General features: G+C 70.2%; 15 protein-coding genes. 9 read left to right on the forward strand and 6 right to left on the reverse strand.

The features are described 5' to 3' along the window. Nucleotides 1-17 precede the first annotated feature (17 nt). Nucleotides 18-473 (reverse strand): calcium-binding protein, encoded by a 456-nt coding sequence (locus tag H0I76_RS18190; protein WP_200613296.1) that lies wholly within the window; start codon nucleotides 471-473, stop codon nucleotides 18-20. 202 nt (nucleotides 474-675) lie between these two features. Here H0I76_RS18190 and H0I76_RS18195 point away from each other — a divergent pair, with 202 nt between their 5' ends. From H0I76_RS18195 to rpmG, 4 genes are all read left to right on the forward strand, one after another. Beyond that, on the forward strand, nucleotides 676-1101 hold the full coding sequence (locus tag H0I76_RS18195) for a DUF983 domain-containing protein (RefSeq protein WP_234455426.1): 426 nt from the start codon (nucleotides 676-678) through the stop codon (nucleotides 1099-1101). A gap of 96 nt (nucleotides 1102-1197) precedes the next feature. Continuing rightward, nucleotides 1198-1893 carry an NUDIX hydrolase gene (locus H0I76_RS18200; RefSeq protein WP_200613299.1) on the forward strand — a complete coding sequence of 232 codons (696 nt, stop codon included), beginning with the start codon at nucleotides 1198-1200 and terminating at the stop codon, nucleotides 1891-1893. 6 nt (nucleotides 1894-1899) lie between these two features. After that, a complete protein-coding gene (locus H0I76_RS18205; protein ID WP_200613302.1) occupies nucleotides 1900-3084 on the forward strand; it encodes an MFS transporter in 1185 nt (394 codons plus the stop codon). 133 nt (nucleotides 3085-3217) lie between these two features. Continuing rightward, the gene (rpmG, locus tag H0I76_RS18210; protein ID WP_200613306.1) at nucleotides 3218-3385 is read left to right on the forward strand and encodes a 50S ribosomal protein L33; all 168 of its coding nucleotides are present in this window, start codon (nucleotides 3218-3220) and stop codon (nucleotides 3383-3385) included. 167 nt (nucleotides 3386-3552) lie between these two features. Here rpmG and H0I76_RS18215 read toward each other — a convergent pair whose 3' ends face one another. From H0I76_RS18215 to H0I76_RS18225, 3 genes are all read right to left on the reverse strand, one after another. Beyond that, nucleotides 3553-4338 (reverse strand): Bax inhibitor-1/YccA family protein, encoded by a 786-nt coding sequence (locus H0I76_RS18215; RefSeq protein ID WP_200613309.1) that lies wholly within the window; start codon nucleotides 4336-4338, stop codon nucleotides 3553-3555. A gap of 114 nt (nucleotides 4339-4452) precedes the next feature. Next, a complete protein-coding gene (locus H0I76_RS18220; protein ID WP_200613312.1) occupies nucleotides 4453-7008 on the reverse strand; it encodes an ABC transporter permease in 2556 nt (851 codons plus the stop codon). Continuing rightward, nucleotides 7005-7700, reverse strand: coding sequence for an ABC transporter ATP-binding protein (locus H0I76_RS18225; protein ID WP_200613315.1), 696 nt, complete (start codon nucleotides 7698-7700; stop codon nucleotides 7005-7007). Before H0I76_RS18225 ends, H0I76_RS18220 begins: the two co-directional genes overlap by 4 nt. Here H0I76_RS18225 and H0I76_RS18230 point away from each other — a divergent pair. Further along, the gene (locus H0I76_RS18230; protein ID WP_200613318.1) at nucleotides 7699-8391 is read left to right on the forward strand and encodes an arylesterase; all 693 of its coding nucleotides are present in this window, start codon (nucleotides 7699-7701) and stop codon (nucleotides 8389-8391) included. The two genes, H0I76_RS18225 and H0I76_RS18230, sit on opposite strands and share 2 nt — an antisense overlap. Continuing rightward, nucleotides 8388-8933: an RNA 2',3'-cyclic phosphodiesterase gene (thpR, locus tag H0I76_RS18235; protein WP_200613320.1), complete on the forward strand. Its 546-nt coding sequence runs from the start codon at nucleotides 8388-8390 to the stop codon at nucleotides 8931-8933. The genes H0I76_RS18230 and thpR overlap by 4 nt, the downstream gene beginning before the upstream one ends. 33 nt (nucleotides 8934-8966) lie before the next feature. Here thpR and H0I76_RS18240 read toward each other — a convergent pair whose 3' ends face one another. After that, complete coding sequence (locus H0I76_RS18240) at nucleotides 8967-9173, reverse strand: DUF1127 domain-containing protein (protein ID WP_234455427.1); 207 nt, start codon at nucleotides 9171-9173, stop codon at nucleotides 8967-8969. Nucleotides 9174-9295: 122 nt separating this feature from the next. Between H0I76_RS18240 and H0I76_RS18245 the strand changes: the two genes are divergently transcribed. Continuing rightward, nucleotides 9296-10171, forward strand: a complete 876-nt coding sequence (locus tag H0I76_RS18245; protein ID WP_200613326.1) for a LysR family transcriptional regulator — start codon at nucleotides 9296-9298, stop codon at nucleotides 10169-10171. A 31-nt stretch (nucleotides 10172-10202) separates the two neighbouring features. On the opposite strand, the gene H0I76_RS18250 is transcribed toward H0I76_RS18245, so the two are convergent. After that, nucleotides 10203-10643: an Lrp/AsnC family transcriptional regulator gene (locus tag H0I76_RS18250; RefSeq protein ID WP_200613328.1), complete on the reverse strand. Its 441-nt coding sequence runs from the start codon at nucleotides 10641-10643 to the stop codon at nucleotides 10203-10205. Between the two features lie 120 nt (nucleotides 10644-10763). On the opposite strand from H0I76_RS18250, the gene rocF reads away from it, so the two are divergent. Further along, nucleotides 10764-11675: an arginase gene (rocF, locus tag H0I76_RS18255; RefSeq protein WP_200613331.1), complete on the forward strand. Its 912-nt coding sequence runs from the start codon at nucleotides 10764-10766 to the stop codon at nucleotides 11673-11675. 19 nt (nucleotides 11676-11694) lie between these two features. Then, nucleotides 11695-12918 (forward strand): ornithine--oxo-acid transaminase, encoded by a 1224-nt coding sequence (gene rocD / locus H0I76_RS18260; RefSeq protein WP_325166483.1) that lies wholly within the window; start codon nucleotides 11695-11697, stop codon nucleotides 12916-12918. Nucleotides 12919-12944: the final 26 nt, after the last annotated feature.

Here is a 12944-nt window from a genome sequence, read left to right on the forward strand (position 1 = left end):
ATGCCGATCCGCGCGCGTCACTCCCGTGCAAGACGGTGCTTCGCTCCTGCGCGCATCTCGTCGCGCGACACGGCACCGTCGCCGTTCGTGTCGAGCCGCGCGAAGCGCTTGGCGCCCCGCTGCGCGAACTCACCCGCGTCGACCACACCATCCCCGTTGGCGTCGAGGCGCGCAAACCTTTTGGCCATGCGCCGCTCCTGCGGCGCGCGCAGCTCGGCCTCGCTCAGGACCCCGTTGCCGTCGGTATCGAGCCGGGCGAGCATCCGCGTCTGGCCGCTCTCCATCTCGACCAGGCTCACCATGCCGTCGCCGTCGGCATCGAGCATCTCGAAGATCCGCTCGCCGCGAAACTCGCCGCGCGCACCGTCGGCGGGCTTCGCCGTCTGGGCCTGCGCCGCCGTGCCGGCCACCAGGATCGCTGCAACCGTCAGCGCTGCACGGTCAAATTTCACCTGAAAGAAATGCATCGACATCTTCCGACCTCGTGTCCGGTCCTGTACCCAAGATCCCGGAGAGCGCGTCCCCGATCTCATGCAAGCAAACGACGCGCCGTCCCGGTTCCGTCGCGGCTGGCGGCGCTCGCGGGCAAGATTTTTCCCGGGCGGCCGCGACCTGTGGCGACACGGTGCCACAGGCGCCGCGCCGGGGGATGCCAAGGCCAGCGGCGAGGGCTACATGGGTGAAATGAACCACGATCATGACCGCTTCCTGCACGGGTCCCAGCCGCTCGAGCGCCCGCTCCTGCCCGCACTGCTGCGCGGCTGGAAGCGGCGTTGCCCGAACTGCGGCGGCGGGCCCGTGTTCGCAAGCTACCTCGCGGTCCGGCCCTCCTGCGTCGCATGCGGCGAGCCGTTCCATCACCACCGGGCCGACGACCTGCCTGCCTGGGCGACGATCGTGATCGTCGGCCACCTGGTCGGCACGCTTCTGCTCTCGGTCGAATTCTCGCTTGCACCGCCGATGTGGGTGCATTTCGCGTTGTGGCCGACGCTGGCGCTCGGTCTGACGCTGTGGCTCCTGCCGCGGATCAAGGGCATGGTGGTCGCCATGCAGTGGGCCTGGCGGATGCACGGCTTCGAGGGCGAAGGCCAGCCCGACTGACCGGCCCGCGCGGCTGGACAGCGACCTGCCCGGCACCCTAGTCTGCAGCCGCGCCCGCCGACCGGCGGCTGCGGCTCACAGGCAGGACCCTGGCACATGACGGAACCGGCAAAGGACGCGCTGCGCGACGCGGCGACGATCATCCTGATCCGCCGCGACGGTGGCGCAGCGCCACGCGTGCTGATGGGCCAGCGCGGCGAGTCCGCGGCCTTCATGCCCTCGAAATTCGTATTCCCCGGCGGCGCCGTCGATCCCGCTGATCACGTGCTCGCCCAGCGCATCCCGCCGCCCGCGGCCCTGGCCGCGCGGCTGGAAAGCCGCGCGCCCGAGGGCCTCGCCGGCGCGCTCGCGCTCGCCGCGATCCGTGAGCTGTGGGAGGAGGCGGGCCTCGCCCTCGCCCGGACTTGCGCCGTTCCGGACGTCGCCGTCCTCGACGCCGCACCCGAGCCCTGGCGCAACTTCCTCTCGCGCGGCTGGGAGCCCGCGCCCGACGCGCTCAGCTTCGTCTTCCGCGCGATCACGCCGCCGGGCCGCCCGCGCCGCTTCGACGCGCGTTTCTTCATGGCGGATGCCGGCCTGCTCGCCGACGGCCCCGACGCCTTCGACGACATCGACCACGAGCTCGGCCATCTGAGCTGGCTCACCCTGCCCGAGGCGCGCGCGCTCGACCTGCCCTTCATCACCGAGGTCGTCCTGGCCGAGGTCGATGCCCGGCTCGAGGCGCCCGCCGCCCCGCGCCCTGCACCCTTCTTCCGCCACGAGGGTGGGCGCTCGTTCTTCGAGCCCCTGTGACCGGCCATGACGACCGGGGTCGAAGGCATCGCGAGGCACGTCGCAGCGTTCAAGGGGCAGATCGCGCCGATCGCGGCGATCTCGCTCTTTGGCCTGTCGATGACGATGAGCTACCCGCTCTTCGCCCTGCTGCTCGAGCGCGCGGGGGCGAGCGGCGCGGTCATCGGGCTCAACACCATGGCGGCGGCGGTCTCGATGGTGCTGATCGCGCCGCTGATGCCCCGCATCCTGCGCCATGTCGGCATCGGCCCGCTGATGATCGGCTCGGCATTGTTCATGGCGGCGATCTTCGCCGCCGTGCCCATCCATCACGGGATCGCCTGGTGGATGATGCTGCGCTTCGCCTATGGCTTCGCGGGAACGGCGCTCTTCTTCGCCTCCGAGTTCTGGATTGTCGGCGCGGCGCCCGAGGCGAGCCGCGGCCGCATCATCGCGATCTACGGCATCTCGCTCTCGGCCAGCTTCATGGCGGGCCCGCTGGTGCTCAGCCTCACCGGGCTGGAAGGATGGCTGCCCTTCCTCGTGGCCGCCGGCATCCTGGTCGCGGGGCTCGCGCCGATCGTCTGGGGCCTGGCCAGCGCCCCGCCGATCGAGGACGAGGCGCCGCCGCGCCTTGCCGACACGCTGCGCTTCTTCACCTCCGACCCGGCGATGATCTGGGCGGTGGTGCTGTTCGCGGCGGTCGAGTACGGCACCCTCTCGCTGCTCTCGGTCTGGGGCGTGCGTTCGGGCCTGCCGGAGGCCGAGGCCGTGCTGCTGCTCGCCGCCTTCCCGCTGGGCGCGATGCTGATGCAGTTCCCGCTGGGCTGGGCGGCCGACCGCTTCGACCGCCGGCGGCTGCTCATGCTGATCGCACTGGTGATGATCGCCGCGCCTCTGGGCATGATGCTCAGCGCGCGCGCGCTAGGCCCGCTCGTGCCGCTGATGATGGTTTGGGGCGGGCTTGCGTCCGGGCTCTACCTCGTCGCGCTGACGGGGCTCGGTGCGCGCTACACGGGCCAGCGCCTGGCGCAGGCCAACGCGGCAGTGGTGCTTGCCTACGGCGTCGGCGCGCTCTTCTCGCCGCCGGTTCTGGGGGCCGCGATGGACGCGGTAGACCCCGACGGGCTGGCGCTCGCCAGCGCCGTTTTTGCCCTCAGTTTCCTCGTTCTCGTGCTCGCGCGCATGCTCGTTCGACGGAAAACCCCTTGACTTGGGCGCGCCGGCGGGTAGGAACGGCTCTCGACTTCGCGGGCCGCGCTGCCCGCGGCAAAAGACATGCGGGCGGCGGCGCCCGGAAGGAATGGGCGACGCGCGGCGCGCGGCCCGCAGAGGAGTGACGACGATGGCGAAGCCCACCACGGTGAAAATCCGCCTCAACTCGACCGCCGGCACGGGCTTCTTCTACGTGACGAAGAAGAACTCGCGCACCATGACCGAGAAGATGACCGTGCGGAAGTACGACCCGGTCGCGCGCAAGCACGTCGAGTTCAAGGAAGGCAAGATCAAGTAAGCCCGACGCGCGAGCAAATCGCGGGGGACAGTGAAGGGCGGCCCACGGGCCGCCCTTTCGCTTTTCGGCCGCGCCGAGCCGCGCCGAACCCGCCGCCGCGGGGCGGGCACAAAAGAAAAGGGCCGGGGAAGCTCCCCGGCCCTTGGCCGTTCAGGCTGCCGCCCGGTTCACTCGCGGTTGCCGAGGAACTGCAGCAGGAACATGAACATGTTGATGAAGTCGAGGTAGAGGCGCAGCGCGCCCATGACCGCGCCCTTCTCCAGCCAGGCCTCGCCGCCCGGGGTCGCGCGCATGCCCAGGTACTCGTTCTTGATCGACTGCGTGTCGTAGGCCGTCAGCCCCGCGAACAGCAGCACGCCAAGCATCGAGATCGCCCACTGCAGCCCCGAGCTCGCGAGGAAGATGTTCACGATCGAGGCTACGATCAGGCCGATCACGCCCATGATCAGGAACGATCCCCAGCCCGACAGGTCCTTCTTGGTCGTGTAGCCCCAAAGCGAGAGGCCACCGAAGGCGATCGCCGTGATGAAGAAGGTGCGTGCGATCGACTCGCCGGTGAAGACGGCGAAGATCCATGCCATCGACAGGCCCATCACCGCGCCGAAGGCCCAGAAGGTCATCTGTGCGGCCGAGGCGCTCATCCGGTTCAGCATCGCCGAGAAAGCGAAGATGAAGGCCAGCGGGGCGAACATGATCACCCACTTGAGCGGGCTGCCGTAAAGCGTCGCGATCGCGCCCGGGCCAAGCAGGTAAGGTGCGGCCTCGCCGCCCTGCGAGGCGACTATCGCCTCGCGGAAATCATGGCCGATCACCCAGGCCACCAGGCCCGTGATGACCATCGCACCCGCCATCAGCGCGTAGACCTTGTTCATGTATGCGCGCAGGCCCTCGTCGATCTCCGCGACGCGGGCGCCGGTCGCGATGCGGCCTGCTGCGTAGTTCGGGTTCACCATGTTTCTGACCCTATGCTCCTGTTGCACGTCTCGAGACGGCCGCCGGCCGCCTCGCTTTATCCCGACAGATGATATCGGAAATCTGCCCTTGCATTTCAAGCATTTCCGGCACGCTCACCCCGCCGCCATGCGCAGCACCCGCGCCGGCCGAAGGCGCAGCGGTCGCGCTGAAAACGCAAGCCCCGCCAGCAGGTTGAGCCCCGCGCCGGCAAGGATGATCGCGACCGCCGGCCCGATCCGCAGGATGAAATCGGCGTCCAGAACGAAAACCGACACCGCCCAGGCCGCCGCCGTGCCCCAGATCAGCGCCACCAGGCCCGCCACCGCGCCCAGCAGACCGGCGCGCAGCGCGAGGCTCGCGAGGATGCGCAGCCGCGCGGCACCCAGCACCTTCATGACTGCCGCCTCGGCCACCTGCCGCTCGGCCGCGGCCCCGGCGGCGCCGACCAGCACTGCAAGCCCCGTCAGCAGCACCGCCAGGGCGCCCCAGCGGGTCGCGCCGCCCAGCGTGGCCAGGCCGTCCGAGACCCGCTCGATCTGGTCGCGCACACGGATCGCCGTGACATTGGGAAAGTCGCGGCCGATCTCGCGCATCAGCCCGGCCTCGGCCTCCGGACTGGCATAGACGGTCGCGATATGGGTGTGCGGCGCCCCGGCCAGCGCGTTGGGCGAGAGCACCATCAGGAACGAGATGCCCAGCGCGCGCCAATCCACCTCGCGCAAGTTCGCGACGCGCGCGGTGACCGGGCGGCCCAGCACGTTCACCGTCAGGGTCGAGCCCACGGAAAGACCCAGCTCCCGCCCCTCCTCGGCGGCGAAGCTCACCAGGGGCTCGCCCGCGTGGTCATCGTCCCACCAGGCGCCCTCGGTGATCACGCTGCCGGCGGGCGGCGCGGCGGCATAGCTGACGCCCCGGTCGCCGCGCAGCACCCATGCGGCCGCAGGGTCGATCTCGGCCTCGGCCGCCGGGACGCCGTCGAGATGGCTGATCACGCCGCGCAGCATCGGCGCGGTGGCCACCCGGCTTACGCCGTCGGTGGCGTCGGTCAGCGTGCGGAAGGGCGCCAGCTGGTCCGGCTGGATGTCGACGAAGAAGAAGGCCGGCGCATCCGTCGGCAGCTCGCTGCGGATCAGCCTCTGCATGTTCGCGTCGATCTGGCCGATCGCGGCCAGCACGCCCAGGCCAAGGCCAAGGGCCATCACCACGTTGGGCGTGCCCCCGCCCGGCGCGCCGATGGCGCCCAGCGCCAGCCGCAGCCCGGGTCGGCTGCGCGCCAGCGGGCCATGCGCCAGCGCCCGCGCGCCATGCATCGCCAGCCACCCGGCCCCGCGCAGCAGCAGCATCGCCGCCCCGATCGCGCCGATGACGCCCGCCGCCAGCTTGGGCGCGCCCGACAGCCACACGACCATCGCGCCGAACGCCGCAGCCATCAGACCCAGCGCGACCAGCGCGCCGCGATGCGGCCAGGCATCCGGCCCCCCGCGTCCACGCCCCGCCACACGCGCCGCCGCGCGGAACAGCACCGCGGGCCGAATGTCGCGCAGCCACATCAGCGGCCCCAGCGCGAACAGCGCGGCGATGCCCGCGCCGTAGACCGCCGCCAGCGCCAGCGGTACGGGATAGGCGGCAAAGCGCGCGGGGACCGGCAGGGTCTCGGCCATCAGCGGCGCGGCCAGCGCCACCGCCCCCGCGCCCAGTGCCACGCCGAGCGCGATGCCCAGCGTCGCGATCGCGCCGATCTGGATCAGGTAGGCCGCGAAGACGGTGCCAGACGAGGCCCCAAGCGTGCGCAGCGTGGCGATCGCGCCCAGCTTGCGGGTGAGGTAGCCACGGACTGCCGCGCCGACGCCGACGCCGCCCACCACCAGCGCGGCCAGCCCCACCAGGGTGAGAAAGGCGCTGGCCCGTGTGACGAAGCGCTCGACCCCGGGCGCTGCCTGCTCTCGGTCGCGCCAGCGCACGCCTGCGTCAGGGAAGCGCGCCTCGAATCCCGCGCGCAGGGCGGCAAGATCGGCGCTCTCCGGCGTGCGCAGGCGATAGATCGTCTCGTAGAGCGTGCCGGGTCCCAGCAGCCCCGCGTCGCGCAAGCCGTCCGAGGTCACGATCACCCGCGGCCCCAGCCCGAATCCGCCCGACAGCCGGTCGGGCTCGTCGCTCAGGACGCCGCGATATTCGAACTCGCCCGCGCCCAGGCGCACGCGATCGCCGGGCTGCAGGCCCAGCCGCTCGGCCAGAACCGCCTCGGCCACAAGGCCCCAGGCACCGTCGCGGCGGGCCAGCGCATCGGGCAGACTGCCGCCTTCGACCCCGACGCTGCCATAAAGCGGATAGGCGTCGTCGACGCCCTTGACCTGCACCAGCGCCCGCTCGCCCTCGATCGTGCCCAGCATCGAGCGCAGGTCGTGCACCTGCGCGACATCACCCATGCCCTCCATGAAGTCGCGCTCGGCCTCCGAGGCACCGCGATAGGTGAAGGTCAGCGCGACATCGCCGCCCAGGATCGTGCGCCCCTCGGCCGAGAGCCCCGCGCCGATGGCGGCAGCAACCGAGCCCACGGCGGCGATGCCGCCTACGCCAAGCGCGAGGCACAGAAGGAAGATGCGGAACCCCGCCAGGCCGCCGCGCAACTCGCGCCGAGCCAGGCGCGCCGCGAAGCCGAGGCCCCTCACGCCGCGGCCTCGCGCCGTTCCTCGCCTGCGATGCGCCCGTCGCGCATGGTCACGACCCGCGTGCAGCGCCCGGCCAGTTCGGGCGCGTGGGTGACCAGCACCAGCGTCGCCCCCTCCTCGGCCGCGAGGCCGAACAGAAGCTCGATCACCGCCTCGCCGGTGCGCCCGTCCAGGTTTCCGGTCGGCTCGTCGGCCAGCACCAGCCGCGGCCGCGGCGCCAGCGCCCGCGCCAGCGCCACGCGCTGCTGCTCGCCGCCCGACAGCTCGGCCGGGTAATGCGCAAGCCTGTGGCCCAGCCCCACCCGGTCAAGCATCGCCTCGGCGCGGGCAAAGGCATCCCGCGCGCCCGAGATCTCGAGCGGCGTTGCAACGTTCTCGACGGCGGTCATGGTCGGGATCAGGTGGAAGGACTGGAAGACGATGCCGATGCCCTGCCCGCGCAGCCGCGCCAGCGCATCCTCGCCCAGCGCGGTCAGGTCGGCGTCGAGAACCCGCACCTCGCCCGCGGTCGCGCGCTCGAGGCCACCCATCACCATCAGGAGCGAGGACTTGCCCGACCCCGACGGCCCGACGATGCCCACATGCTCGCCACGCGCGACGGTCAGATCGATCCCCCGCAGGATCTCGACATCGCCGGCCATGCTTGGCAAGGTCAGCGCGACGTCGCGAAGGCCGATCACCGTGTCTGACATGATTTCCATCCCTCGCCGCCTAACCGGCTCATATGGACCGCGAGGCGCGTGGCGCAAGCATTTTGCCGGTCTTGCGCTTTGCTTTCTTGCCCTTTTTCTCGCCCGTCCCGCCGATGCCGGGCCGGCGACCGGCCCCAGGATCGTCGCCATCGGCGACAGCCTGACCGCCGGCTACGGCCTGCCGCCGACCGAGGGCTTCGTGCCGCAGCTCGACGCCTGGCTCGCCGAAAACGGCCATCCGCAGGCCGAGGTCGTCAACATGGGCGTCTCGGGCGACACCACCGCCGGGGGGCGCGCACGGCTCGACTGGGCGCTCGGCGACGGCGCGGACGCGGTGATCATCGCGCTTGGCGGCAACGACATGCTGCGCGGCATCGCGCCCGAGTCGAGCCGCGCCAATCTCGAGGCGATGCTCGAGGACCTCGTCCAGCGCGGCCTTCCCGTTCTGCTGGCGGGAATGCAGGCGCCATTGAACTATGGTCCCGACTACAAGGCGGATTTCGACGCGATGTACCCCGAACTCGCGGCGCGCCATGGCGCGCTGCTCCACCCCTTCTTCCTCGAGGGCCTGGTCGGCGAGCGCGAGCTGTTCCAGGAAGACGGGCTCCACCCCAACGCCGAGGGCGTCGCCCGCATGGTCGAGGCAATCGGCCCGCGCGTCATCGAACTGATCGGGCGCACCGGGCCATGATCCGCGCCTTCGTCGGCATCGCGATCCCGCCCCAGGTCGCCACGCGGCTCGCCGCCGCGCAGCTCGGCCTTCCCGCCGGCCGCGCCGTGCCGCCCGAGAATTTCCACATCACCCTCGCTTTCCTGGGCGAGCAGCCCGAGCCGGTGATCGAGGACATGCACCACGCGCTCGGATCGCTGCGTGCGCCGCGCTTCTCGCTCAGGATCGACGGGATGGACCTGTTCGGTGGGGCGCAGCCCACGATCCTGCACGCACGCATCGCGCCCGATCCGGCGCTTGTGCATTTGCGCGCGAAGGTGCTGCAGGCCGCTCGGCACACCGGCATCCAGGTTCGCGGTGGGCGCTACACGCCACATGTGACGCTGGCACGCCTTGGCAACGGGCTGAGGGCGGAAGACATTGCCGCGCTGCACGGCTTTGCGGCGGCAAGGGCGGGGCTTTCATCCGAGCCCTTCGAGGTCGAGGATTTCATCCTCTTCCGCTCGCGGCTCGGCAAGCAGGGGCCGAGCTACGAGGCGCTGGCCGACTATCCCCTCGACTGAGCGTGTCAGCCGAGGGGACTGCCGGGGGCATCATCAGCGGGACTCGGTGTCCCAGAACGGCCGGCTGGCCTCGGCGTCCGCCTCGGCACGGCTCACGCCGATATCCTTCAGCACCTCGTCCGGGAGCGAGGCAAGGCGCCGCCGCTCGGCCGCGACACGCAGCCAGCGCTCGATCGGGGGCAGCGACAGGCGAGCCTGCCGGAAGCCGCGCGGGGCGAAGAGAAGCGTCAGGGCATTCATGGCGTACCTCATTCGTTTCCATGATCCAAATCTGGACCGCCATCATCGTGAGTGATATATAGAGAGGGCCTATACATAATGAAAATGAATGTTTGTTGAGAAATCCATCACGGATGGCGATGATGATCCGCAACCTCGACCTGACCGCCCTGCGCAGCTTCGTGACCGTCGCCGACACCGGCGGCGTGACCCGTGCGGCGACGCAGCTCAACCTCACGCAGTCGGCCGTGTCGATGCAGCTCAAGCGGCTCGAGGAGTCGCTGGGACAGCCGCTGCTCGACCGCACCGGCCGTGGCGTCAGCCTGACCCCGCAGGGCGAGCAACTGCTCAGCTATGGCCGCCGCCTGCTGTCGCTCAACGACGAGGTGATCGCGCGGATGACCGACAAGGCCTACGAGGGCGAACTTCGCTTCGGCGTGCCCACGGACATCGTCTATCCGCATGTGCCGCAGATCCTGAAGCGCTTCGATCGCGAGTATCCGCGGATGAAGATCAACATGATCTCGTCCTACACCCGCAAGCTCAAGGAGATGCTGGACGCCGGCAAGGTCGACCTGATCCTGACCACCGAGAACGAGTGCGACGCCGAGGGCGAAACCCTTGCCACCCAGCGCCTCATCTGGGTCGGCGCGCCGGGCGGCACGGCGTGGCGCCACCGCCCGATGCGCCTTGCCTTCGAGCGCACCTGCCTCTTCAAGCCCTGGGCACTCAGGGCACTCGACGACGCCGGCATCCCGTGGGAGATGGCGGTCGATACCGGCTCGACCCGCACCGTCGAGGCCTCGGTCTCTGCCGATCTGGCCGTCCACGCGATGATCGAGGGCGCGGTGACCGCGCATATGGAGCCGATCAACCACGGCGGCGCCCTGCCCGACCTGCCGACGACGCAGATCAACATGTACCAGACCCATGCGCTCTCGATGCTGCCGCTCGACGCGCTGGCAGGGATGGTCCGGCAGGCCTACGGGGCCCAGTCGCTGGCAACGGCGGCGGAATGAAGGTCCCCGAACACCCCTTTCGGCCCGGCCCCTAGGCGCCCGCGCCCGGGGCGCCCTTCCGCGCGGCCAGCAGAAGGTTTGTCTCGGTCACGCCGATCCCGTCCACCTCGCGCACACGCCGCAGCAGCGCGTCGAAGGACCGCAGATCGCGCGTCTCGATCTCGGCCACGAGGTCCCAGCGCCCGTTGGTGGCGTGCAGCACCCGGATCTCGGGAAATCCGCGCAGCCGGCGCACGACCGCCTCGGTCGCCTTGCCGGCCACCTCGATCAGCATGATCGCGCGGATCGCATCCGTCTGGGGCGCGGACAGCACGACCGTGAACCCCAGCACCACGCCCTCCTCGATCAGCCTGTCGAGCCGCGCCTTTACCGTCGCGCGCGAAACCCCCAGCGCGGCGGCCAGGCTCGCCACCGGCGCGCGCCCGTCATTGCGCAGGAGCGCGATCAGCTCGCGGTCGAGGGAATCGAACATTCTGGTCATCCGTTCTTATCATAATGGCAATTCGCTCGCGCAGATTGTCATAATTTCCAACTTTTCGCCAACACCCGAACCCGCGAATATCCCGCCAACCATGAAACTCGGGGTCTGAAGATGCAGCATGTAGGACTGGAACTGATTGGCGTGCCGCTCGCCGCGGGCGGCGCCGGCGATGGTGCGGCTCTGGGGCCCGCGGGCCTGCGGCTTGCGGGGATCGCCCCTGCTCTCTCGGCCCTTGGCCATGACGTGCGCGACGCCGGCGATGTCGCACCGCGCGCCTCGATGATCGAGGACGGCGCCGGGCGCAACGGCGCGGAGGTCGCGGCCTGGATCGGTGGCGTCATCGACGCGGGGCTGAACGCCACCTCGGCCGGCCGGATGCCGGTCTACATGGGCGGCGACCACTCGCTCTCAGCGGGCTCGGTCAATGTCTCGGCCCTGACCGCCGAGGCCGCGGGCCGGCCGCTGATCGTGCTCTGGCTCGACGCTCACACCGATTTCAACACGCCTGACACCTCGCCCTCCGGCAATATCCACGGTATGCCGGTGGCCGCGCTGACCGGCGAGGACGGGCTCGGCTTCCTCTACAGGGGCAGCCCGCGCGCCCAGCTGCGTCCCGACCAGTTCTGCCTTCTCGGCATCCGCTCGGTCGATCGCGAGGAAGCCCGCCGCCTGCGCGCCTATGGGATCGAGGTGATGGACATGCGCCGGGTCGACGAGCACGGCATGGCCCGCCTCGTCAGCCAGGTCATCGCTCGCGCCGAGGCCGAGAACGCGATGATCCATGTCAGCCTCGACATGGACTTCATCGATCCGGGCCTCGCGCCCGGCGTCTCCACGCCGGTGCCCGGCGGCGCCAACCTGCGCGAGGCGCATCTGGCGATGGAGATGCTGTGCGATTCCGGCCGGGTGGCCGCCCTCGACATCGTCGAGCTCAACCTCTTCGAGGACGAACGCGCCCGCACTGCGCGCCTCGCAGTCGATCTTGCCGCCTCGCTCTTCGGCCGCCGCATCGTGGCCCACTGACAAAATGGGAGGACACCGCATGATGATGAATCCCGCAGACTTCCTCGCCGTCGAGGACCAGCTCGGCGCGCATAACTACAAGCCGATCGACGTGGTCCTCAGCCGCGGCCGCGGCGTCTGGCTGTGGGATGTCGAGGGCAAGCAGTATCTCGACTGCCTCTCGGCCTACTCGGCGGTGAACCAGGGCCATTGCCATCCCAAGATCCTGCGCGCGATGACCGAGCAGGCCGGGCGGCTCACCCTCACCTCGCGCGCCTTCCGCAACGACCAGCTTGCGCTGTTCTACGAGGAGATCGCGGCGCTGACCGGCTCGCACAAGGTGCTGCCCATGAACTCGGGCGCCGAGGCGGTCGAGAGTGCGATCAAGGCCGTGCGCAAATGGGGCTACGAGGTCAAGGGCGTGCCCGAGAACAAGGCCGAGATCATCGTCTGCCACCAGAACTTCCACGGCCGCACCCTGGGCGTCGTCGGCTTCTCGACCGACCCCGAGGCGCGCGGCGGCTTCGGTCCCTTCGCGCCGGGCTTCAAGGTGGTGCCCTTTGGCGATGCGAAGGCCTTCGAAGCCGCGCTCACCGAGAACACCGTCGCCTTCCTGGTCGAGCCGATCCAGGGCGAGGCCGGCGTCATCATTCCGCCCGCCGGCTACTTCCCGCGCGTGCGCGAACTTTGCACCGCGCACAACGTGACGCTCATCCTCGACGAGATCCAGACCGGTCTCGGCCGCACCGGCAAGCTCCTGGCCGAGCAGCACGAGGGGATCGAGGCCGACGTGACCCTGGTCGGCAAGGCGCTCTCGGGCGGGTTCTACCCTGTGTCGGCGGTGCTCTCGAACTCGGACGTGCTGGGCGTGCTCAAGCCGGGCCAGCACGGCTCGACCTTCGGCGGCAACCCGCTCGCCTGCGCCATCGCCCGCGCCGCGCTAAGGGTCCTGGTCGAGGAGGGCATGATCGAGAACGCCGCGAAGATGGGCGCGCGCTTCAAGGCCGGGCTCGAATCGATCCGCTCGAACGCGGTGCGCGAGGTCCGCGGCCGCGGCCTGATGCTGGCGGTCGAGTTGCATCCCGAGGCCGGCGGCGCCCGGCGCTACTGCGAGGCACTAAAGGGTCGCGGTGTCCTCGCCAAGGATACGCACAGCCATTCGATCCGCATCGCGCCGCCGCTGGTGATCACCGAGGAAGAAGTCGACTGGGTGCTCGAGCAGTTCGATGCCGTTCTGACAGGCAGGGATCCGTGCGGATCTTGAATGAATTTCTTCAACTAACACCGGAA

Origin of the sequence: Thermohalobaculum xanthum, from assembly GCF_016623495.1 — a bacterium.
GTDB lineage: Bacteria > Pseudomonadota > Alphaproteobacteria > Rhodobacterales > Rhodobacteraceae > Thermohalobaculum > Thermohalobaculum xanthum.

Excerpts from the sequence above, each read along its gene's own strand:
- H0I76_RS18190 (WP_200613296.1), bottom strand. The coding sequence starts at position 473 with ATGTCGATGCATTTCTTTCAGGTGAAATTTGACCGTGCAGCGCTGACG.
- H0I76_RS18195 (WP_234455426.1), top strand. The coding sequence starts at position 676 with ATGGGTGAAATGAACCACGATCATGACCGCTTCCTGCACGGGTCCCAG.
- H0I76_RS18200 (WP_200613299.1), top strand. The coding sequence starts at position 1,198 with ATGACGGAACCGGCAAAGGACGCGCTGCGCGACGCGGCGACGATCATC.
- H0I76_RS18205 (WP_200613302.1), top strand. The coding sequence starts at position 1,900 with ATGACGACCGGGGTCGAAGGCATCGCGAGGCACGTCGCAGCGTTCAAG.
- rpmG (WP_200613306.1), top strand. The coding sequence starts at position 3,218 with ATGGCGAAGCCCACCACGGTGAAAATCCGCCTCAACTCGACCGCCGGC.
- H0I76_RS18215 (WP_200613309.1), bottom strand. The coding sequence starts at position 4,338 with ATGGTGAACCCGAACTACGCAGCAGGCCGCATCGCGACCGGCGCCCGC.
- H0I76_RS18230 (WP_200613318.1), top strand. The coding sequence starts at position 7,699 with ATGATTTCCATCCCTCGCCGCCTAACCGGCTCATATGGACCGCGAGGC.
- H0I76_RS18225 (WP_200613315.1), bottom strand. The coding sequence starts at position 7,700 with ATGTCAGACACGGTGATCGGCCTTCGCGACGTCGCGCTGACCTTGCCA.
- thpR (WP_200613320.1), top strand. The coding sequence starts at position 8,388 with ATGATCCGCGCCTTCGTCGGCATCGCGATCCCGCCCCAGGTCGCCACG.
- H0I76_RS18240 (WP_234455427.1), bottom strand. The coding sequence starts at position 9,173 with ATGAATGCCCTGACGCTTCTCTTCGCCCCGCGCGGCTTCCGGCAGGCT.
- H0I76_RS18245 (WP_200613326.1), top strand. The coding sequence starts at position 9,296 with ATGATCCGCAACCTCGACCTGACCGCCCTGCGCAGCTTCGTGACCGTC.
- H0I76_RS18250 (WP_200613328.1), bottom strand. The coding sequence starts at position 10,643 with ATGTTCGATTCCCTCGACCGCGAGCTGATCGCGCTCCTGCGCAATGAC.
- rocF (WP_200613331.1), top strand. The coding sequence starts at position 10,764 with ATGCAGCATGTAGGACTGGAACTGATTGGCGTGCCGCTCGCCGCGGGC.
- rocD (WP_325166483.1), top strand. The coding sequence starts at position 11,695 with ATGATGATGAATCCCGCAGACTTCCTCGCCGTCGAGGACCAGCTCGGC.